The following is a 19,344-nucleotide window of genomic DNA, read 5'->3' as shown; positions in this document are numbered from 1 at the left end:
GTAAGAATATCCTTTTAAGAAAATGTTTTGTTTTTGGGAAATAACATTTTATACAAAGAATATTAAAATTGAATTTTAGAAGTATAACATTATTTGATTAAATATATATTAATTACATATAATTTAAATATTATATAGATATTTTTTACATATCCATATAATATTATTTATAAATTAGTATGATATATTATGTCAATTTTCTTCTTTTGCAAAAATAATGAAAGTTATTGTAAGTTCCTTTTTCGCCTAAAAATTTCCAAATATTGCGTAAGGTTATTTTTTTAGATATAAGCTCTTTTATTAGATCTTCATCTTTATCATACATACTATTAAAACTATTTGTAGGACGACCTATATTTTTTCCATTTTTGCGTGCATTAGCAAGTCCTGCTTTTGTTCTTTGTGAGATAAAGTCTCTCTCTGTTTCTGAAACATAAGCGTAGAAAGAAAGGAGTAATTTTTGAGAAGGATTGTTAAATGAACTTAATTCAGGTTGTCGTAAAAAAACAAATTGCACACCCTTTTCAGAAAGTTCTAATATTAATGTAATAACTTCAAGCATACTTCTTCCTAATCTTGAAAGTTCTGTGCAAATTAATAAATCACCTTCATTGAGTTTATCTTTTAATTCATTCATACGCCTTTTTTCTAAACTTTTTCTTGAACTCATTTCAACTTCCATAACTTCATCAATATTAATTTTGTTTTTTATACAATATTCATATATTTGGAGTTTTTGGACTTCTGAGTCTTGTTTTGCTGTACTAATTCTTACATATGCTATTACCATTATGTAATTATATCTAAAATTGTTTGAAGTATTATTTTTTAATAGTATGTATCATTACAATATGTATATAATATTTTTTATATATTATATACATATCAAAATTATATTTTTAAAATATCTTTTAGTTATTTAACACCTTAAATCTTATAAAAGCACCTTTATCCATACCCATTTGTTCTGCCATACTTGATAATCTTTCATATTCTTCACTTGTAAAACCTACAAGAAGCTTTTTATCTCTTTTGATTCTTCCAGATTGCGTAGGGGTTTTTTGTGTTGAAGTTTCTCCCGTAGCTCCTTCAATAAAACTATCTAAATTCACATTTGTATTTTTTTTAAATGCCATTTTATTATCCTTTGATTTTATTTATTAATTCATTATAGAAAGTATTAAATTCTTCTAAAGCTTTATTGTTAGAATTAATTTCTGTTTCACTAATTCCTAAACCCATTTGAATGCAAGTTTTATATTTTTCTCTTTCACAGATAATATTATCTAAAAGTTTAATATTGTCATCTTCTTGCTCTTTAATATAGGCTCTTAAATCTTCAATCTTTTTATTTAAAAAAGGATTTGGAGAGCTTTTATTGATTAAAACAAATGTTTGTAGATCTCTATTTAATTCCTTTGCCATTTTAATAATTGTAAACATTTTATCTAAAACACTAACATCAAATTGACTTGGGATTGTAGGAATAATTACAACATCTGAAAAACCTAATGCTATTCTCATTTCTTTTGAGTCTCTACCACCAGTATCAATAATAATTAAATCATACTCATTTTTATTTTTTTCTTTTTGTATAAAATCTTTTAAAGATTCGCCAACTTTAGATACAACAGAGAATGTTCTATTAATACCTTCTTCCATTCTAATATTGACAAAAGTCATAACAGATTTTTGTGGATCGCTATCACACAATAAAACCTTTTTACTCTCAGCTGCCTTAATTGCTAAATTTACAGCTAATGTGCTTTTGCCACTTCCGCCTTTTTCATTACAGATGGATATAATCATACTTATCCTTATGATATTTATTATATATCATAATTATATCATAAAAATATTAAATACATAGTATAAAAATATATATAAAAAATGTAAAAGATATTTATTTGATATAAATTAAATATAATTTATTTTTAATATTCCATATTTTTTAATTCGATTCAAGTTGTTTATATTTTAATAAGTTCTTTTTTAATTTCTTCAAACATCTTATTGTGAGCGTAATACATCATTACCTTATCCAATATAAATAAATTTGATAATAAAACTTTTTTATTTTCTTTATATAAAGCAATTAAAATTTTTTCTGCTTTATTTTTTTCGTTTGGTTTTAATTTTAAAAGATTTTTATTTTCTTTGATTTTCTTAAAAGCTAAATTTACGCTAATCTCGTTTTCTGTTTTTTCAAACATAATTACTGATAAAACATTATCAGCTTTTATTTCTTTTTCATATTCAAATACAAGCCCAAAAAACCCTTTTTTATTTTTTAAAGTATCTTTGATTATCCACAAAACTTTTTCATAATCTTCTTTCATAGTTTCTTTAATACATTCTAATATTTTATCTTTATCTATATTTTTCATTTTTCCCTTTTTCTTATTTTTTAATTTTTCTGTTTTAAAAACTTAATTTTTGATATTACAAAAATATTCATATTCTTCTTCACAAAAAGAGCTGAAAAACAAAAAGCATAAATAGTTTAATTCTTTAACTTCATTTTGTTTTAAAAATTCAAAAAATTCATCTTTGCTTAATTTTTTTTCCGTTTCTATTCCTTGTGAAAAATAAGGAATTATTTCTATATTATTTTCTTTGAAAAATTTAGATATTATAAATTCTTGCTTTTCAAAATCAATTTTAATGGTTTGTTTTGTTAATTCTTCAAATAATTGAGTTTTTTTAAACAATTCTATTGCTTCAAAAATAACAATATTTTCATATTCTCGAAATTTTGGCAAATAAACCCTAAGACTTATTGTCTTATAATCATTTTCTTGTTCATATCCAAATAAAAATCTAATTCCAACTATGTATTTTTCATAATACTCTTCTTTACTCATTGCTTTAAATTTTTCAACCATTTTTTTCCTTTTTACATAAATTTAAATTATTCTTTTGGCTTTTTAGTAATTTAGCAATTCCTTATCTTTTAATAATTCCTCATTCTCGTGAGTATTGCCGATGACTTCTAAATATTTTTCATTTGCTTTATTATAAAATTTACAATCACAATTTAATTTATGCGATAATTCTATTTGAGAATAAGAAGTTTGTATAATTGTTTGACTTTCTTCATCAAAGCTATATTTTAAAAATGAAAATTCTTTGCAATAAGTTAAACCATCAAATACTTTAAAAATATATTTTTTCTTATTTTTTTTATATAAAAGAATATCTTCTTCAAAAATCTTTTGTCCATTTTTATCTTTTATTCCTACAAAAAGTTCTAACTCAAATCTTTCTAATTTTTCATTAGGTAAATTTTTTATAATCGCTCTGCTTTTTGTATAAGGATCTAAAAAACATTTTTCATCTTTATCCCAAATCCTAAAATCAAATTCACTCAATTTCATTTATTTTCCTTTGCTTTGCAAAATTCTTTTATAAAATCATCTCTAAAGAATTCTTTAGTGATTTCATAGAATTTTTTATATTTATAATTTTCAATCCAACTATCTACCCAAATAGGAATGGGCTTATTATTATCATTCCAATTACTCACACTACTATAAGCTAAACCGGTTATATTGCAAAAATCTTGTCTTGTAAGTCCTAGACTTTTGATTTTTTCATCAAACTCTTTTTTTAGCATAGTTACTCTTTTTATGTTTTTCATAAAAAATCAACTTTCTCATATTCTTTGAAATTTTCTTCAAAATATTCTTGTCCTTCTTTTTTTGTTTGAAGACTATATCCTGAAAAAATTATTTTTTTATCTTCATCTTTTTTAAAGACAATTATTGTGTAGCATTGTTTATTCTTTGTTGTAATGAGAAAATTATTTTTATTTTTAAAACATTCGTATATTTTTGTAATATTGTATTTTTTTATCATTTCTTTTAAGAAATTTAAAAATACTTCTTCTGTAAGTTCTTTTTGTTCTTCTTTATATTTTTTCATCAGACAATCTGCTTCTTCTAGAAAGTTATAATAATCTAATTCTTTCATTTGTTGCTTTTTCCTTTCTCTACTTCAATCATCATTTTGCATTTTGGACAGATAACTTTTTTATATGCTTCATCTTCTGTATATTCAATATATTTATTTTCATTGCAATTTTTACATTTAATGTTAGTCCATAAGATCATAGGATGAAAATAAATTTTGTTTGAAAGAAAATAAGGATATTTTTTACTCATATATTCTTCTCTGAAATTTTAGATTCAAATATAATCGAGATTTAGGTTTTAAGTTTTGTTTAATTTTACTTCTTACCTTTATAATTTTTTTATACAAATCTGATTTTTTAGTTGCCAAATTTACTCCTTTTTAATCCAAAATCAAAAAAATGTTTATTACACATTTAATTTTAATAAAAAATTAAAATTAAATAATACCTTTATATTTAATATAAGAGCTAAATTTATCGTTCGTTATTTTTTAATGAAAGGACTCCTTTAAATGTTTAAAAAAATACTATTAATAGCATTAGCTGTAAATTTAGCTTTTGCTGTAGGCGGTATTGATAAAGTCAATACTTTGGCACAAGATATAGAGTCAGCTTTGTTTGGTGTTTCTATTATTGCTATTACAATAGCTTTTTGTATTGCAGGTTATAGAATGGCAATATTAAAACAGCAATGGACTGAAGTTTTACCAGTGGTAATTGGCGGTGTTGTTATAGGTTCTGCTTCTTCTTTGGCTGCTCTTTTGGTGGGTTAAAAGTTTATGAATAACTATTTTGATCCGCTCTTTAAAGGATTAACACGCCCTGCACTCCTTTTTGGAGTGCCTTTAGTGCCTTTTATAATAAACATTTTAGGATTTATCTTAATAGCTGTTTATACACAACAATTTTTTCTTTTAATTTTTGGAGTTATTTCTTATTTTATTATGAAAGCAATGACTAAGAAAGATGAGCAAATGTTTAGATTGTTTTTTTTAAAAACTAAATTTATTAGTAATTTTTTGAGTAGAAAATACCATAAAGCAAAAACTTTTAATAGCGTAAGCTATAAACGATTGCCAACTAATAATGATTTTCCAAAATTATCTATATTTCCACTTCATGCTGAACCAAGTTTAGAGAAATTAATTCCTTATAGCTCTTTACTTACAGATAGTATTGTTATTACAAAAGAACATATGCTAATTAGCACATTTTTTATTGAGGGTATAGAATTTGAGTGTGAGTCAGATGAGAATTTAATTTTTAAAAAAAATCTTTTAAATATGATGATAATGTCATTTTCTAATGAACCTATTGCTTTTTATTTTCATAATGTAAGATTTAAATTACATGAATTTTTAGATTCTCATTTTGAAAATTCTTTTTTAAAGGAAATTGATGAGAAATACCATAAGAGTTTTGATAAAAAAAGTTTTCAGCAAAATTCGCTTTATTTAACTTTGGTCTATAAGCCTTTAAAATCTAATATTGATCTAAAGACTTTCAATAAATTAAATTACAAATCAAAAGCAAAAGAAATTTCAAATTTTGTTCTTAAATTCCAAGAATACTTAGGAAAACTTGAAGCTAACATTAAAGATTTTAAACCAAAAATATTAAGTGTATATAAAAAGAATAATATTAAATATTCCGAGCAATTAGAATTTTATAATTATTTAATAGGTGGAAAATTTAATCCTGTTGTAGTTTGTGATACTCCGATATATCAATATCTAACAGGAACTTTAAAAAATATTCAATTTAACCACGATATGATTCAGCTAAACTACAATGATGATACAAAAAGATTTGCTAGAATTATTGAAATTAAAGATTATTCTAATGAAACTTTTTCAGGTATTTTAGATTCTTTAATGTACCTTGATGTAGATTATACTATCACTCAAACTTTTGTTCCTTTATCAAAATATGATTCAAAATCAGCATTAAACAAACAAATTAATCAACTAATTTCAAGTGAAGATGATGGCGTAAGTCAGATAGAGCAATTAAATTTAGCATTAGATGATTTAATTAGTAATGTTATAAGTTTTGGAAATTATCATTTTAGTATTTGTGTTTTTGGTGATAGCATTGATGAATGCAAGAAAAATACTAATAAAGTAATAACTTCATTAAATAGTTTAGGCTTTACTTCAACATTAGCAAATATTGCACTACCTGCTTCTTATTTTTCACAATTTCCAAGTAATTTTGCAATACGCCCAAGAGTTCATATGATTTCATCTTTAAATTTTTCATCTTTAGTTGCATTACATAATTTCTTAATGGGTAAAAAAGAAAAAAATTGCTGGGGTGATGCTGTAACTATTTTAAAAACACCAAACAAACAACCATATTTTTTAAATTTCCACAAAAGCGATGGAAAAAACAAAGATGAATTTGGTGATTTGAATTTAGCTAATACTTTGATTTTAGGTCAAAGTGGTGGTGGTAAAACCGTGTTTATGAATTTTATCATTAATCAAATGATAAAGTATGCTAATAAAGATAGTTTCCCTGCAAACATACCTGAAGATAAAAAGAAATTTACAGCTGTATTTTTAGATAAAGATAAAGGTGCTTTAGGCAATATTCTTTGTGCTGGCGGTAGATATATTTCTATTAAAAATGGTAAGCCTACTGGGTTTAATCCTTTTATGGTTGAAACTAATGAAGAAAATTTAAGATTTTTAAAACAACTAATAAAACTATGTGTAACACGCAATGGCGAAATTCTTAATACAAAAGAAGAAAAACAAATCAATGAAGCTGTAAATACTCTAATGTTTCAATTTGAAATTTCTGAAAGAAAATATCCTATTTCTTTACTTCTTGAAAATATTACAGATGATTTTAATGACAATAACTCTTTAAAAAGTAGATTGTCTTTATTCCAAAAAGGAAAACAATTTGGCTGGGTGTTTGATAATGAATATGACAACCTAGATTTTCCTGATGATATTAATTTATTTGGTATTGATGGAACTGAATTTTTAGATGAAAAAGATGTTTCAGCATTAATCTCTTATTTTATTCTTTGGCGTGTTATGAATTTAGCAGATGGAAGAAGACTTTGTATAGATATTGATGAAGCTTGGAAGTGGTTAGAAAATGATATTGTGGCAGAAGAAGTAAAAAACAAGTTTAAAACCATAAGAAAACAAAATGGCTTTTTAAGACTTGCTACACAAAGTATAGAGGACTTTTTAAAACTAAAGATAGCAAATACTTTAGTTGAGCAATCTGCTACAAAAATATTTTTACCAAACCCTTTAGCAAAAGAAGATGAGTATTTAAGACTAGGTCTTAGTAAAGATGAATTTTTAATAGTTAAAAACTTTGCCCCACATAAACGACAATTCCTTGTTAAAAGACAAGATGAAGCAGTTGTTTGTTCTTTGGATCTTTCATCTTTAGGCAAAGAAAACCTAAAAATTTTATCTACAGGCACAAGCTATATAGAAAAAATAGAAAATATCTTTAATCAAAAAAACAAAACTTTGGAAGAAAAAATCAATGAACTTAAAACATTTTATAAGGAAGAACAATGAGATTAAGTTTAAGTAAAAATCAAACCAAAAAGCCACAGGGGTGCTTTATCTTAAATAGCCCTGTCAAAAGACAGGGTAAGACTCAAAAAGCCTTGACTACTATTAAACTTAGTAGTATAATTGCTACTAAGATAAAGCGTGTGAACTTCATCTTAAAATATCTCCTTTCTGGAGTTAAGATTAAGCCACAGGGTTGCCGCCCTGTGGCAAACCCCAAAAATAATTATATCCAAAAACAAAATAAATTTTTATTTTCCATAATTTCATCATTATGTATTGCAAATTTAGCTTTTAGTGCTGGTATTCCTGTAGTTGATGCGACTGCAAATTCACAAATGGCAACCCAAAATGCAAAAGAAATTGCAGAATGGACTAAACAAGCTACAAGATGGCAAGATACGGTTAAACACTATCAACAACAAATTCAAGCTTATCAAAATGAACTTATGTCTAAAACAGGTGCAAGAGATTCAGTGTCTTTTATGAGAGACACAAAACAAATTTATTTAGATTTTGCTGAAGCTGGACAAAACATACAATCTTTTTATGATGATGTATTGCAAGATCCACAAGGCTTTTTAAGCGATAAAAGCAAAGAAACATTTAGAAAATTCACTCTTTTTGATCGTTGCAATGCTAGTTATTTGAGTGAAGAGCGAAAAAGAATATGTAGAATGGATATGATTACTTATGCAGCTCAAGTGGAGCATTATAATCAAGCTTCTATCCAAGTTAATACCGTAGCAAAGTCTTTAGAGAAACTACACCAAAGACTTATAGAATCAAAAGATATTAAAGAAACTAATGACATTAACAATGCGATTAATGTAGAAAAAACCAAACTAGAAATCATTAAAACTAATCTTGAAATTTCTAATATGCATTATGAAAATCAAAGAAGAATAAGACAAGATCAAGCAGCACAGCTGTTTGCAGAATCAATGGGGAAAGAGCCTTTGGATTATGGCGAGCTTAGAAAAAAATATGATAAAGAAGCTGATGCTTTATTTGACTAAATAGGAGTGAAAAATGAGTAGTGTTATTAATATTAACAATATAGATGTCATCTTTGAAAACAAAGATGAGCAAATTTTTTGCACAAGTTTAGATATAGCTAAAGTGTTTGGGAAAAGACATGATAATGTATTAGCAGATATTAAACTCATTTTAAATGAATTGCGAGAAATAGGAGCTTCTCAAGGTCTCCTCAATTTTGAGGAGACCTATAGAAATACTGAAATTAGGGGTTTTGGTAAGGTTAAAGGAAAAACAAGAAAAGATCGTTGTTATAATCTAACTCGTGATGCATTCACGCTTTTAGCTATGGGTTTTACAGGTAAAAAAGCTTTACAATTTAAAATAGCTTTTATCAATGCTTTTAATCAAATGGAACAAATCATTAAAAACAAAGAAATAGAAAAAATAAAACAACTAAAACATTATGATCTTCCTGATACACCTTATAAGGAAAAGATAGCAAACGCTATAAAGGAAATAGAACAAAAACAAAATTCTAAATTTATAGAACTAATAGAATATGAAATAGTAGAAAAATTTAAAAATGGAAAAACACAAGTTTTACAAAAACTTAATTTTAAAACCAAATTAATTTAAATAAAAACAAATTTTAAAGAAAGGAGATAAAGAAAGTTTAAGAAAGGCCGTAGGGTAAACTTATACCCCTAAAATAGGGGCAAGGCTAATAAGCCTTGACTGTAACTATACAAAGGAGTATAATTACAATTATAAGTTTGTTATAACTCAATTTAATCACCTACTTTCTAGGGTTAAATTTAGCCATAGGGTTGCAGCCTACGGCTAACCCTTCGGGGTATTATACCTTAGTCTTCTTAAACTTCTTAAAACACAATAATGTTTAATCTTGTATTTTCTTTTAAGGCTTACCATGCAAGGTAATTTCTTTACAGAGCTTGGTAATGCTACTCATGTGATTTTAGAAGTAGTAAGAAATGCAGCACTGAGTGAAAAAATGACTCAACTTGCTGTGCTTTTTTCTATTACCCTTGTAATTACTATTATGTATAAGGGTTATGAAATCTTATTTGGTCGTTCTCAAAGTCCTACTAAAGAAGTAATGTGGGATTTAGCTGCTAAGGCTATGATCATCACTTTTGCTTTAAATATCGGCGGATGGCTTACTTTAGTCATTAATGCTATGGATGGCTTTCATGAGTGGGCTGGTGGAAGCCTTAGTATGTATAAGCAAATTGATATTATTTTTAATGAAGTTAGAAATTTAGCTGATAGTATATGGGCTAAGGCTAGTGGATTTAGCATTATAGTTGCTGCATTTAGTATAGTTATGATTTATACAGGTTTTGGTATAGCTGTGTTACCTGCTTTAGTGGTAATAAATGCTACTGCTTTTACTCAAACTATATTAGTGATTGCTGCACCTTTAATGTTTTATTGTCTTTTATATAAAAGCACTAAAAATGTTTTTACTCAATGGCTTGCATTGCTTATTTCTAATACCTTATTAGTTCTTTTTATGAGCTTATTTTTTAAAGTTTTTGCAAAAGAAATATATCGTTTTGCTAGGTATTCTCAAGATCAATATATGAATGCAGATGCTGACTCATTTTTCATAGGAATATCAATGATTTTTTCCTCTGTTTTATTAGTTGCTATGGTTTTTGTAGCAAAGGTTTTTGCTGAAAAAGTAGGAAGCGTTGCTTTAGATTCTGCTATGCAAAGTGTGTTTTCAAGGGTAAGCAATCCTATAAGTTCTGCAGCTGGAAAAACTCTTGGAAAATTATTTGGGCATGCTCAAAAAGGAGGCTCTAAAATGGCAGAAGGTGCTTATTCTATGATGAAATCAGGTGCTTCTGTTGCAGGTGCTAATGCTATGTCTTTAGGAAAGAGCATATTACAAAGGATGAGAAATGAAGCATAAGGTAATTTTATTTGCATTTTGTGCAATCTTTTTTAGTGCTTGTTCTATTAAAAACAATACTAATTATAACTATTTGTTTGATGATAAAAGTGGTTGGGTTGCTGTAAATGATATTAAAGATCAAGAAAAGTTTTTAAAAATGGAAATTGTTCCTGTGTTTGAAAAGAAAGAAGAAAAAGAAACTTCCATTAAAAGCTTTGAAAACATTAAAAAGAAAAAGAGAATTATTTTAAATTATCCGAGTATGTCTTATGTGATTTTAAAAAAGGCTGTAAATGATTCTAATTCTTATCATGAAGATAAGATGGTTGAAGCTGGCGAGTTTGATTATTCTATCACTTACCATACGGAGCAAGGAGATGTTTTTGTAAAAGTTTTAAAACAAAATCTTTTTTTCAAAGAAAAAGATGTGCAAATAATTGAAACTGAAGTTTTAGAAAACAAATTTTAAAGAAAGGAGATAAAGAAAGTTAGTATAAAGCCAAAGGGATTATCCTAAACCCTGCTATAATTGCAGGGAGATTAGTATGCCTTGACAAAGCAAAGCATAACTAATATAATTACTAGGATAATTTTAGTCATTCGACTCACCTCCCTTCTGGGCGGTAAATTGAATGTCAAAGGTGGCACCCTTTGGCATTCCACCCTTTTTAATTATACTAACTTCTTTTAAACATAAAATTGAAAAACCAAAATGAAATTAATTCTAATGCTTTGAATTTTGAAGCAAGTGTAAGATATTTGATTGAAAAATCAAATCAAAGAGCTTGGTTAGTTGCATTTATAAGTATGGCAATATCAATTATTGCTGTAATTGCTGTAATTTTCTTAACACCATTAAAAACTACTGAACCTTATGTGATTAAAGTAGATAATACTACTGGTATGGTGGATATTATTACTAGCTTACAAGAAGAGCAAATTAGCTCTATTGAAGCTTTAGACAAATACTTTATCTCTCAATATATAAAAGCTAGAGAAGGTTATTATTATAAGTTTTTAAATCAAGATTATGTTCTTACTCAATTAATGAGTGATGAAAATGTTGCAAATGAGTATAGAGCTATCTATGCTGGCGATAATGCTTTAGATCAAATTTATAAAGATAATGTTGAAGTAAGCGTTAAGATTTTAAGTATTGTTCTTGGAAATAGCAATGGAGTAAAAACCTCTACTATAAGAGCATTAATTACTAAAAAAGATTCTGTAACAAAAAGCACACAGCAATCAACCAAAGTTATAACTTTGGCGTATGATTTTTTACTTGCAAAAACAAGTGAAGAAAATAGAATTTTAAACCCTCTTGGCTTTAAGGTTACTAACTATAGAGTTGATGAGGAAATAAGATGATAAAAAATATTAGCCTAGCCCTTTCTTTTTCATTTTTGGCTTTACCTGTTTTTGCATTAAATGAACCGCAAAAATCAGAATACGATCAACGCGTAGCACATGCTGAGTATAACTCTAAAGATGTTTTTAAAATGGTAGCTAGAAATGGTTTTGTAAGTATGATTGAATTTAGCGATGAAGAAGTCATTATAAATACCGCTACAGGATTTTCTGAAGGTTGGGATTTAATAGAGAAAAAAAATCTTTTATTTATTAAACCAAAAGCTTATAAAACTAGACTTTTTGTAGAAAATGATCCTTATAATCAAGGTCAGCAAAAAGAGATGATTGTTGATCCAAATCCAAAAGACTGGAAAACAAATTTAATTGTTACCACTAATTTAAAAACTTATATTTTTGATTTATTGCTAACTAATGATAGTAAGCAAGCAACTTATAAATTGTCTTTTAGCCACGCTGATAAAATCTTAAAGCAAGAGAATAAAATAAAAAAAGAGCTAGAAAAGAAAATTGTAAGAGAAGAGCTTGATAAAAATATAGTTCCTAGAAACTGGGATTTTTTAATGAAAGCGAATAAAGGAAGTGAAGATATAGCACCAAATTATGCTTATGATGATGGTGTTTTTACTTACTTAGGTTTTGATAACACAAAAACATTTCCGAGTGTATTTTTATATGAAAACGGCAAAGAAATGATCTTAAATACTCACATTAAAAAAGATGGAAAATATGATGTTTTAGTAGTTCAAAAAATTGCAAAACAAATTCTACTAAGAAGTGGAGATAAGGTTGTTGGAATTTTTAATAATGGCTATGGAAAAAATCCTTTAGATAAAACTAGAGAAACCTCTAATGAAAATATACAAAGAGTGATAAATGATCCAAGTAAAACACTTTTACTAGAACAATCTTTATTAGGAAATGAGCAATGAGTAATCAAGAAAAACAAGAATTAAAAGATATGGATTTACAAAGTGAGTTGCAAGCACAAAGCGTTAATGTTAAAAAAATTCAAATCTATGTATTCTTTATTGCTTGTGTATTTATATTATTGATTTTTGCATATATCTTTGCAAAATCTTTTATTGGTAGTAGTGATGATACTGCAAATACACAAGCAAAAGAAGTTAATAAAGACATTGCTAGTAGTGTGAAATTAAAAGATTTTATTTTACCTCAAAAAGAAGAACCTGTTAAAGAAGAAACAAAGAGTTTTGAAGAAGTATTGAAAGAAAGAGAACAGGAAAAACCCGTTGAAGTAACTCCAAAAGAAAATCCTTTCGAGCTTGTCTCAAAACCTTTACAACCAAGAATAGTAAAAGGTGCAGGGTTAGTTGTGGTAAGTAGTAGTAGTGATGGTGGGGCTTTTAATGCACAAGAAAACAATACACAAGAAAGCTCAAATAATATTTTTAATTCTAAACCTATGCAAGGAGATAATGCTTTATTATCTAATGGATCAAATGATTTTATCGGCGATGTTTTTACCCCAACTAGTGCTAGTGTTAGTCAGTTTGATCCAAATTTATTATTATCTAAAGGAACTTATATAGGTTGTTCTTTAAAAACTCGTTTAGTTAGCACTATTAAAGGGGGTATTGCTTGTATTGTTTCAAATGATGTTTATTCTTCAAATGGCAATGTTCTTTTAATTGAAAAAGGAAGCACCATTACAGGAAGTTTTAGTTCAGGACAATTAAATGATGGTATGGATAGGCTTTTTGTTATTTGGCAAGAAATAAGAACGCCTAATAATATTATTATACCAGTTTATTCAGGTGCAACTGATGAGCTTGGAGCAAGTGGAATACAAGGATGGGTAGATCATCATTATATGAAACGCTTTGGTTCAGCTATTTTATTATCAATAATTGATGATTCTTTAAATATTTTAGCTAATCAAGTTATTAATAAAAAAGAAAATAGCGTTGATTATACGGAAAATTCAAGAGAAACTTCTCGTGAAATAGCTAATACTGCTTTAGAAAAAATGATTAATATCCAACCAACTCTTTACAAAAATCACGGTGATTTAGTAGGTGTATATGTTAATAAAGATATTGATTTTTCTAAGGTTTATCAATTAAAAAGAAAGGGCTTTTTTTAATGAGTAATTCAAGAACCCTAGAAAAATTAGCTAATGATTTTTTTGGAAAACATTTGGCTAATTCCAGCGTAACTGAAATATGCTACAACGGCAAAGAAAATATTTTCATACAAACTAATGATGGAAAATGGCAAGAAGAAACAAGTAAGTTAGATTATGAAGCTTCTAAGTCGTTTGCTACTTCTTTAGCTTCTTTTAAAGAAGATAAGATAGATGAATCACGCCCTATCCTTTCTTGTATATTACATGGAGGTGAAAGGGTTCAGGTAGTAATTCCGCCAGCGACTAAAAAAGAGCATATTTCAATTACAATTAGAAAACCAAGCGAGAAAAGATTTTTAATACAAGATCATGTTAAAAGTGGTCTTTTTGAAGAAATAAAAACTGTTCATTTTATAACAAATCCTTTGGATGAGGAGTTGAAAAAGCTTTATGAGGCTAAAAATTTTAAAGATTTTATTTGTAAAGCAGTAGAGTATGAAAAAAATATCATTATAGCAGGAGGTACAGGAAGCGGTAAAACAACTTTTATGAAAACTTTAATTGATTTTATTCCCAAAGAACAAAGAATTATAACTATAGAAGATGTTGAAGAAATAAAATTTTATGAGCATAAAAATTTTGTACAACTTTTTTATCCTAGTGAAGCTAAAAATGAAGATTTTTTAAATTCTGCAACTCTTTTAAAATCGTGTCTTAGAATGAAGCCTGATAGAATCTTATTGGCAGAGCTTAGAGGTGCTGAAACTTATGATTTTATCAATGTTCTTTCTAGTGGGCATGGTGGTAGCATTACAAGTTGCCATGCAGGAAGCACTTCTGAAACATTCGAGCGTTTGGCTTTGATGACTTTACAAAATACTCAAGGTCAAAAAATACCTTTTGAAAAAATACAAGATATGCTTAAAAATCTTATTGATGTAGTTGTCCATATTAGAGCTCATAATGGAAAAAGACATATTAGTCAAATATATTTTAAAGAGATGAAGAATGGCAAATAAAGAAAAAAGAGGAATTTATAATGTGAGTTTTAACGATAAAAACTCAACTCCAATTAATACAGAATTAGAGATTATTGAAGAGGCAATCATTGATTATGTTGTCCATTATGTTAAGGGTTGGCATAACACAAAAAGAGACAAAGGAAGAGGTGCTGAACATATCAAATTACATTTAGCAAAAGAAAGCGAAGGAGAAATAAAGATTGAAGAGCTTTTAAATCTTGGTAACTCTATAAGAGAATATTTGAAAGTCTTTAAAGAACCATTCCTTGAAGATCAAAACAAAGATGGTAAAGTATATGAATGGGAAAATAAAGAAGGTGTTCGTTTTAGGGTTGCTACTGATAAGATCAAAGGGGAGGGTCTCATTCCGCCACTATCCCCCTCTGATGAAATTATTATAACTTTTTATTCTGATAGAAATCTTAATAAGAGAATGGAATTTAAAAATCCAAAAGTTAAAGCTTATTATGAAGAAAAATCTTTAAAACAAGAAAAAAATTCTGATTATTTTAAACAAAAATTAGAAAGCTTTTCTACAAAAATAAAAGGAATAGAAAATGAAAGATAAGATTGTAATGCTTGTTTTTATAAGTATTTTTTCACTATTAATAGCTTATTTTTTAAGCCCTTTTGTGATGTTTTATCTTAATGATGTAAGCTTAAAAAGAATTCTTGGATTTTACAATCTTAAATTCACTTTTGAGGCATTAATAAATGCTTACCCAAAAGCTTATATTTCTTTCTTTGGTATGTTTGGTTTTAGTGTTATTGTTTTAATGCTTTTAGCATTAATAGCTAAAAGCAAAAAAACTCAATTTGGCGAGGCAAGATTTGCAAATTTAGCAGAAATTAAAAAAATGAAATTATTTTCAGACAATGGAATAATCATCGGAAAATATAAGGGAAAATTTTTAAGATTTAAAGGTCCTCAGTTTGTGGCTTTGGGAGCTCCAACAAGAAGTGGTAAAGGGGTTGGTATTGTAATACCAAATTTAATGGACTGGAAAGAGAGTGCTGTTGTTCAGGATATAAAACAAGAATGTTTTGATTTTACAAGTAAATATAGAAAAGAAGTTTTGGGTCAAGATGTTTTTCTTTTTAATCCATTTTCAAAAAGAACTCATCGTTACAACCCTTTAACTTATATTGATATGAGTGATAGTGATAATTGTGATAGTCAGTTAATGGATTTAGCAAATATCATTTATCCAAAAGAAGGAGATTCTACAACTCAATTCTTTAATGGTCTTGCACAAAACCTATTTATAGGACTTTGTTATTTGTGGAAAGATTTAAATTTAAAAGAAGATGGGAAACTTTTTTTAGAAACATTTAACTTAAAAACAGAATTTAGTTTTTTTGGAATATTACAACTTTCAAAAGGTTTTACTTTTGAATATGAGGGTAAAAAAATAAATGGATTTGATAATACTTATAAGTACTTATCAAATTGTGATGATCTGCTTTCAGATATCACAAAAAGAAGGTTAGAAACTTATTTTAGTATTTCAAGTGATAATACAAAATCAGGAGTTATGTCTTCTTTTAACGAGCCTTTAACTCCTTTTGAAGCAGAAGTGTTAAAACTTTCTACTCAAACTAGTGATTTTGATTTGAGAGATTTACGCAAAAAGAAAATGACTATTTATATAGGTATAACCCCTGATCAATTAACTAATGCAAAATTTATATTGAATATTTTTTGGTCGCAGTTAATTCTTTTGAATACAAAAGAACTTCCTGAACAAAATCCACAAATTAAATATACTTGTTTAATGCTTATGGATGAATTTACAGCACCTAGAAAAATTCCTATATATCTTTCGGCAGTAAGTTTTATGGCAGGTTATTTAATGCGTTCTTTGATGATTTATCAATCAAAATCTCAACTTAAAGCACCTGCTCCTGATGGATATGGGGATGATGGAGCAAAAACTCTTTTGACTAACCATGCTTGTCAAATTTTTTATACCCCAAGAGAGCAAGAAGATGCAGAGGAGATTAGTAGAATACTTGGTAATACTACATTTAAAACAAGATCAAGAAGTGTAGGGGCAAGTGGTGGATCTACAAGTTATAGTGAAGCAAGTAGGGCATTAATGCTTCCACAAGAACTTCGAGAAATGTCTTTTGAAGATGAGCTTATTACTATAGATAATGGAAAGCCTATTTTATGTAAAAAAGCTTTTTATTATAACGATCCATATTTTATTGATAAGTTTAAACAAGTCTCTCCAACTTTGGCAAAAATTAAAGGCATACCTAAAGAACATATCTTAAAAGGAGCTTTTCAAAGAGGAGAGTGTCGCATACAAATACCAACAACAGGAGAAAATAATGAAAAAAACGCTTAGTTTGCTTTTATTAACAAGTGTAATTTTTATAGGATGTGCAAGTTCTGCACCAAAACCTAAAAAACTTGAAGGCGGTTCAAAGCTAACCTTGAATAATTCTTTATTGGAGGAAAAATATAGATTTGTTCCTAAAGATTCAAAGTTAAGCAATATGGACTGGATTTATCAAATAGAGCTTACAAAAAATAAAGAAGGCTTGCTCACTAATGAACAAATAGTAAAAACTTTTCTTTTGGCTCATAATGCAAAAAGAATTATCTTAATAGGCGAAAAAAATATCATTCAAGAATATGAAGAGTATTTTAAAAAAAATGGTGTTGAAGCAGAAATGATCTTACAGCCTATAAGCATTATTAAGGGAGATAAAAATACTATCAATATGCTTTTTTTTCATGCAAAAGATGGAGAGATAAATGAGTAATTCTTTATTTGATAATAATGAGATTAAACCAACCGTGATTAAAACCATTAATCAAGATGAAATTGTAGAAAAGAAAATGATACAAGAAGCCAAAAAAATTAAAAAAAAGGAGAATAAAAAATGAAAATAAAATTGATATCAATAATTTTAGCTATGTTTATGTTCTCAAATTTAAAAGCTATAAAATTGGATTATTTAAGTGGGGATACTAGATATGCTTGTGAAGCTATGCTTTGTTTAGCTTCGCCTATTAAACCACCTGAATGTGCAAGTGCAATTGCAAGATATTTTGCAATCAAGTTTAAAAAGCCTTGGAAAACCATACAGGCAAGAAAGGATTTTTTGAATTTATGTCCTGTGGATAATAGTGATACTGAAATGCTTAAATATAAGAATGATATTTTAGTTCATTTAGATGGTGAATGTAATTTATACGAATTAAACAAAAGAGTTCAATCTACTATTATAGGATACGAAAGAGTATGTGGAGGCGTGGGAGATCCTTGTGAATTAAAACCTGTTTATGGATATAGAATTAATCCAGAATTAACACAATCTTGTTATTTACTACAATCATCTTCATATACAGATTATCAAGGTTTTGAATATATTTGTCCTAAAGAATACATTGAAGAAGAAGCTTGGCATAGAGGCTATAAATTAAAAGAAATTTCCGAACAAGAATACAACTTGCTTCCTAATAATTTAAGAGAAAAATATCGTAAAAAAATAAATTTTCGATGGAAATGGGTTTTTTATAAAAAAATCTTTATTAATAAAAAATGCTGGATAAAAAATGACTGAAGAAAATCAAAATCTTTTTGATGAGCAAATAGAACAAGAAGATACAAGTAGTTCTTTATTTGATGAAATAAAAATTTGCAACTATCAAGAAATTATTGATGAGCAGATAAAAATATTAGAAATCATTAATAATACTATCAATATAGGCTTAAATAATGTTCTTGATGAGAATACCAAAGAAGGAATTTTTAAAGATTTAGAGCAAAATTTTTATAAACTTAAAATAAATATTGATTCTCTAATTTCATATTTTAAAAATCCTCCAAGTCAAGAAGAATTGGAAATAATCAATAAAACACTTTTGATTAAAACAGAGCTTGATAGTTTGAATTCATCTTTTTCAAAATTAGAAATAGAAGAATTTAGTCAAAAAGCAATGGAACTAAAAACTGCACTTGATAATTCTTTAGTTAATTTTGATAATACATTTCTTGAATCATTAAATAGTGCTTTAAAAGTAAGTAATGATGATTTAAAGGATTTTAGGTCAAAAACTGAAGCTAGATTAAGTGATAGCTTGCAAACATATGATCAAACTTTAAAAGTTTTTTTAGAAAAAGAAAAAAATGCAATTTTAGATTTTTCTAAAATTTTTTCGAAGCTAACTAAAAATATCAAACAAACTATGATTATTTCATTGATGTTTTTTGTTTTATTTGGGTTTTCTTTTGGAGTTTTTTCTTTCATCGTATACTTAAAATACGAAGATTATAAAAAAATAACCCAAAACGCCCAAAAGTTAAGCTCTATCATTATAAAAGAAAATAAAGACAAAAGCTTAACTTTGAGCTTCCCAAAAAACAAAACCATTCTTAATAAAGATGAGAATGGCATTCATATCACACTACAAGGAGGTGAATGAACATGTAATTATATATATTTTTTTTAAATTCCAAAACTAAAAACCAAAAAACAAAACA

At 27.0% G+C, this 19,344-nt stretch carries 25 protein-coding genes and 1 pseudogene; 17 read left to right on the top strand and 9 right to left on the bottom strand.

All coding sequences use genetic code 11. From position 1 onward, the window contains the following. Positions 1 to 187 precede the first annotated feature (187 nt). The 9 genes from CPEL_RS08640 to CPEL_RS08600 all read right to left on the bottom strand — a co-directional run bounded on the left by CPEL_RS08640 (position 188) and on the right by CPEL_RS08600 (position 4,163). Positions 188 to 790: a site-specific recombinase/resolvase gene (locus CPEL_RS08640; RefSeq protein ID WP_012662252.1), complete on the bottom strand. Its 603-nt coding sequence runs from the start codon at positions 788 to 790 to the stop codon at positions 188 to 190. A 121-nt stretch (positions 791 to 911) separates the two neighbouring features. Further along, on the bottom strand, positions 912 to 1,136 hold the full coding sequence (locus CPEL_RS08635) for a hypothetical protein (protein WP_044599639.1): 225 nt from the start codon (positions 1,134 to 1,136) through the stop codon (positions 912 to 914). A 4-nt stretch (positions 1,137 to 1,140) separates the two neighbouring features. Then, positions 1,141 to 1,809, bottom strand: coding sequence for a plasmid partitioning protein (locus CPEL_RS08630; RefSeq protein ID WP_044599638.1), 669 nt, complete (start codon positions 1,807 to 1,809; stop codon positions 1,141 to 1,143). Positions 1,810 to 1,970: 161 nt separating this feature from the next. After that, the gene (locus tag CPEL_RS08625) at positions 1,971 to 2,387 is read right to left on the bottom strand and encodes a hypothetical protein (RefSeq protein WP_044599637.1); all 417 of its coding nucleotides are present in this window, start codon (positions 2,385 to 2,387) and stop codon (positions 1,971 to 1,973) included. A 42-nt stretch (positions 2,388 to 2,429) separates the two neighbouring features. After that, the gene (locus tag CPEL_RS08620) at positions 2,430 to 2,885 is read right to left on the bottom strand and encodes a hypothetical protein (protein ID WP_044599636.1); all 456 of its coding nucleotides are present in this window, start codon (positions 2,883 to 2,885) and stop codon (positions 2,430 to 2,432) included. A 42-nt stretch (positions 2,886 to 2,927) separates the two neighbouring features. Continuing rightward, complete coding sequence (locus tag CPEL_RS09055; RefSeq protein WP_084083597.1) at positions 2,928 to 3,377, bottom strand: YopX family protein; 450 nt, start codon at positions 3,375 to 3,377, stop codon at positions 2,928 to 2,930. Beyond that, a complete protein-coding gene (locus CPEL_RS08610) occupies positions 3,374 to 3,616 on the bottom strand; it encodes a hypothetical protein (protein WP_044599643.1) in 243 nt (80 codons plus the stop codon). The genes CPEL_RS09055 and CPEL_RS08610 overlap by 4 nt, the downstream gene beginning before the upstream one ends. Before the next feature lie 20 nt (positions 3,617 to 3,636). Further along, positions 3,637 to 3,972, bottom strand: coding sequence for a hypothetical protein (locus CPEL_RS08605; protein WP_044599635.1), 336 nt, complete (start codon positions 3,970 to 3,972; stop codon positions 3,637 to 3,639). After that, complete coding sequence (locus CPEL_RS08600; RefSeq protein ID WP_041570416.1) at positions 3,969 to 4,163, bottom strand: hypothetical protein; 195 nt, start codon at positions 4,161 to 4,163, stop codon at positions 3,969 to 3,971. The genes CPEL_RS08605 and CPEL_RS08600 overlap by 4 nt, the downstream gene beginning before the upstream one ends. Positions 4,164 to 4,425: 262 nt before the next feature. On the opposite strand from CPEL_RS08600, the gene CPEL_RS08595 reads away from it, so the two are divergent. From CPEL_RS08595 to CPEL_RS08525, 17 genes and pseudogenes are all read left to right on the top strand, one after another. Beyond that, on the top strand, positions 4,426 to 4,686 hold the full coding sequence (locus tag CPEL_RS08595; RefSeq protein WP_044599634.1) for an attachment mediating protein TraC/VirB2: 261 nt from the start codon (positions 4,426 to 4,428) through the stop codon (positions 4,684 to 4,686). Positions 4,687 to 4,692: 6 nt separating this feature from the next. After that, on the top strand, positions 4,693 to 7,467 hold the full coding sequence (locus tag CPEL_RS08590; protein ID WP_044599633.1) for a VirB4 family type IV secretion/conjugal transfer ATPase: 2,775 nt from the start codon (positions 4,693 to 4,695) through the stop codon (positions 7,465 to 7,467). After that, positions 7,464 to 8,483 carry a type IV secretion system protein gene (locus tag CPEL_RS08585; RefSeq protein WP_084083596.1) on the top strand — a complete coding sequence of 340 codons (1,020 nt, stop codon included), beginning with the start codon at positions 7,464 to 7,466 and terminating at the stop codon, positions 8,481 to 8,483. Before CPEL_RS08590 ends, CPEL_RS08585 begins: the two co-directional genes overlap by 4 nt. A 13-nt stretch (positions 8,484 to 8,496) precedes the next feature. After that, entirely contained in the window at positions 8,497 to 9,081 is a 585-nt protein-coding gene (locus tag CPEL_RS08580) for a Rha family transcriptional regulator (protein WP_044599632.1), read from the top strand. 73 nt (positions 9,082 to 9,154) lie between these two features. Further along, a pseudogene (locus CPEL_RS09845) lies at positions 9,155 to 9,280 on the top strand (type IV secretion system protein); the annotation flags it as partial. 93 nt (positions 9,281 to 9,373) lie between these two features. Then, on the top strand, positions 9,374 to 10,384 hold the full coding sequence (locus CPEL_RS08575; RefSeq protein ID WP_044599631.1) for a conjugal transfer protein TrbL/VirB6: 1,011 nt from the start codon (positions 9,374 to 9,376) through the stop codon (positions 10,382 to 10,384). Then, a complete protein-coding gene (locus tag CPEL_RS08570; RefSeq protein ID WP_012662264.1) occupies positions 10,374 to 10,835 on the top strand; it encodes a hypothetical protein in 462 nt (153 codons plus the stop codon). Before CPEL_RS08575 ends, CPEL_RS08570 begins: the two co-directional genes overlap by 11 nt. 230 nt (positions 10,836 to 11,065) lie before the next feature. Then, a complete protein-coding gene (locus CPEL_RS08565) occupies positions 11,066 to 11,734 on the top strand; it encodes a VirB8 family type IV secretion system protein (protein ID WP_084083595.1) in 669 nt (222 codons plus the stop codon). Next, positions 11,731 to 12,666 carry a P-type conjugative transfer protein VirB9 gene (virB9, locus tag CPEL_RS08560; protein ID WP_012662266.1) on the top strand — a complete coding sequence of 312 codons (936 nt, stop codon included), beginning with the start codon at positions 11,731 to 11,733 and terminating at the stop codon, positions 12,664 to 12,666. The genes CPEL_RS08565 and virB9 overlap by 4 nt, the downstream gene beginning before the upstream one ends. After that, positions 12,663 to 13,841, top strand: coding sequence for a type IV secretion system protein VirB10 (gene virB10 / locus CPEL_RS08555; RefSeq protein ID WP_044599630.1), 1,179 nt, complete (start codon positions 12,663 to 12,665; stop codon positions 13,839 to 13,841). The genes virB9 and virB10 overlap by 4 nt, the downstream gene beginning before the upstream one ends. Then, the gene (gene virB11 / locus CPEL_RS08550; RefSeq protein WP_044599629.1) at positions 13,841 to 14,842 is read left to right on the top strand and encodes a P-type DNA transfer ATPase VirB11; all 1,002 of its coding nucleotides are present in this window, start codon (positions 13,841 to 13,843) and stop codon (positions 14,840 to 14,842) included. The genes virB10 and virB11 overlap by 1 nt, the downstream gene beginning before the upstream one ends. Continuing rightward, entirely contained in the window at positions 14,832 to 15,413 is a 582-nt protein-coding gene (locus tag CPEL_RS08545) for a hypothetical protein (RefSeq protein WP_044599628.1), read from the top strand. Before virB11 ends, CPEL_RS08545 begins: the two co-directional genes overlap by 11 nt. Continuing rightward, positions 15,403 to 17,199 (top strand): conjugal transfer protein TraG/VirD4, encoded by a 1,797-nt coding sequence (locus CPEL_RS08540; RefSeq protein ID WP_044599627.1) that lies wholly within the window; start codon positions 15,403 to 15,405, stop codon positions 17,197 to 17,199. Before CPEL_RS08545 ends, CPEL_RS08540 begins: the two co-directional genes overlap by 11 nt. Continuing rightward, the gene (locus tag CPEL_RS08535) at positions 17,183 to 17,620 is read left to right on the top strand and encodes a cag pathogenicity island Cag12 family protein (RefSeq protein ID WP_044599626.1); all 438 of its coding nucleotides are present in this window, start codon (positions 17,183 to 17,185) and stop codon (positions 17,618 to 17,620) included. The genes CPEL_RS08540 and CPEL_RS08535 overlap by 17 nt, the downstream gene beginning before the upstream one ends. Further along, positions 17,613 to 17,744, top strand: coding sequence for a hypothetical protein (locus tag CPEL_RS09655; RefSeq protein WP_256378939.1), 132 nt, complete (start codon positions 17,613 to 17,615; stop codon positions 17,742 to 17,744). Before CPEL_RS08535 ends, CPEL_RS09655 begins: the two co-directional genes overlap by 8 nt. Next, complete coding sequence (locus tag CPEL_RS08530; RefSeq protein ID WP_044599625.1) at positions 17,741 to 18,424, top strand: TrbM/KikA/MpfK family conjugal transfer protein; 684 nt, start codon at positions 17,741 to 17,743, stop codon at positions 18,422 to 18,424. The genes CPEL_RS09655 and CPEL_RS08530 overlap by 4 nt, the downstream gene beginning before the upstream one ends. Continuing rightward, entirely contained in the window at positions 18,417 to 19,286 is an 870-nt protein-coding gene (locus CPEL_RS08525; RefSeq protein WP_044599624.1) for a hypothetical protein, read from the top strand. The genes CPEL_RS08530 and CPEL_RS08525 overlap by 8 nt, the downstream gene beginning before the upstream one ends. The last annotated feature ends 58 nt before the right edge of the window (positions 19,287 to 19,344 follow it).

The organism is Campylobacter peloridis LMG 23910 (assembly GCF_000816785.1).
Lineage (GTDB): Bacteria > Campylobacterota > Campylobacteria > Campylobacterales > Campylobacteraceae > Campylobacter_D > Campylobacter_D peloridis.
The sequence above is the reverse complement of the archived record's forward strand: the minus strand, read 5'-3'. Positions and strand labels throughout refer to the sequence as shown.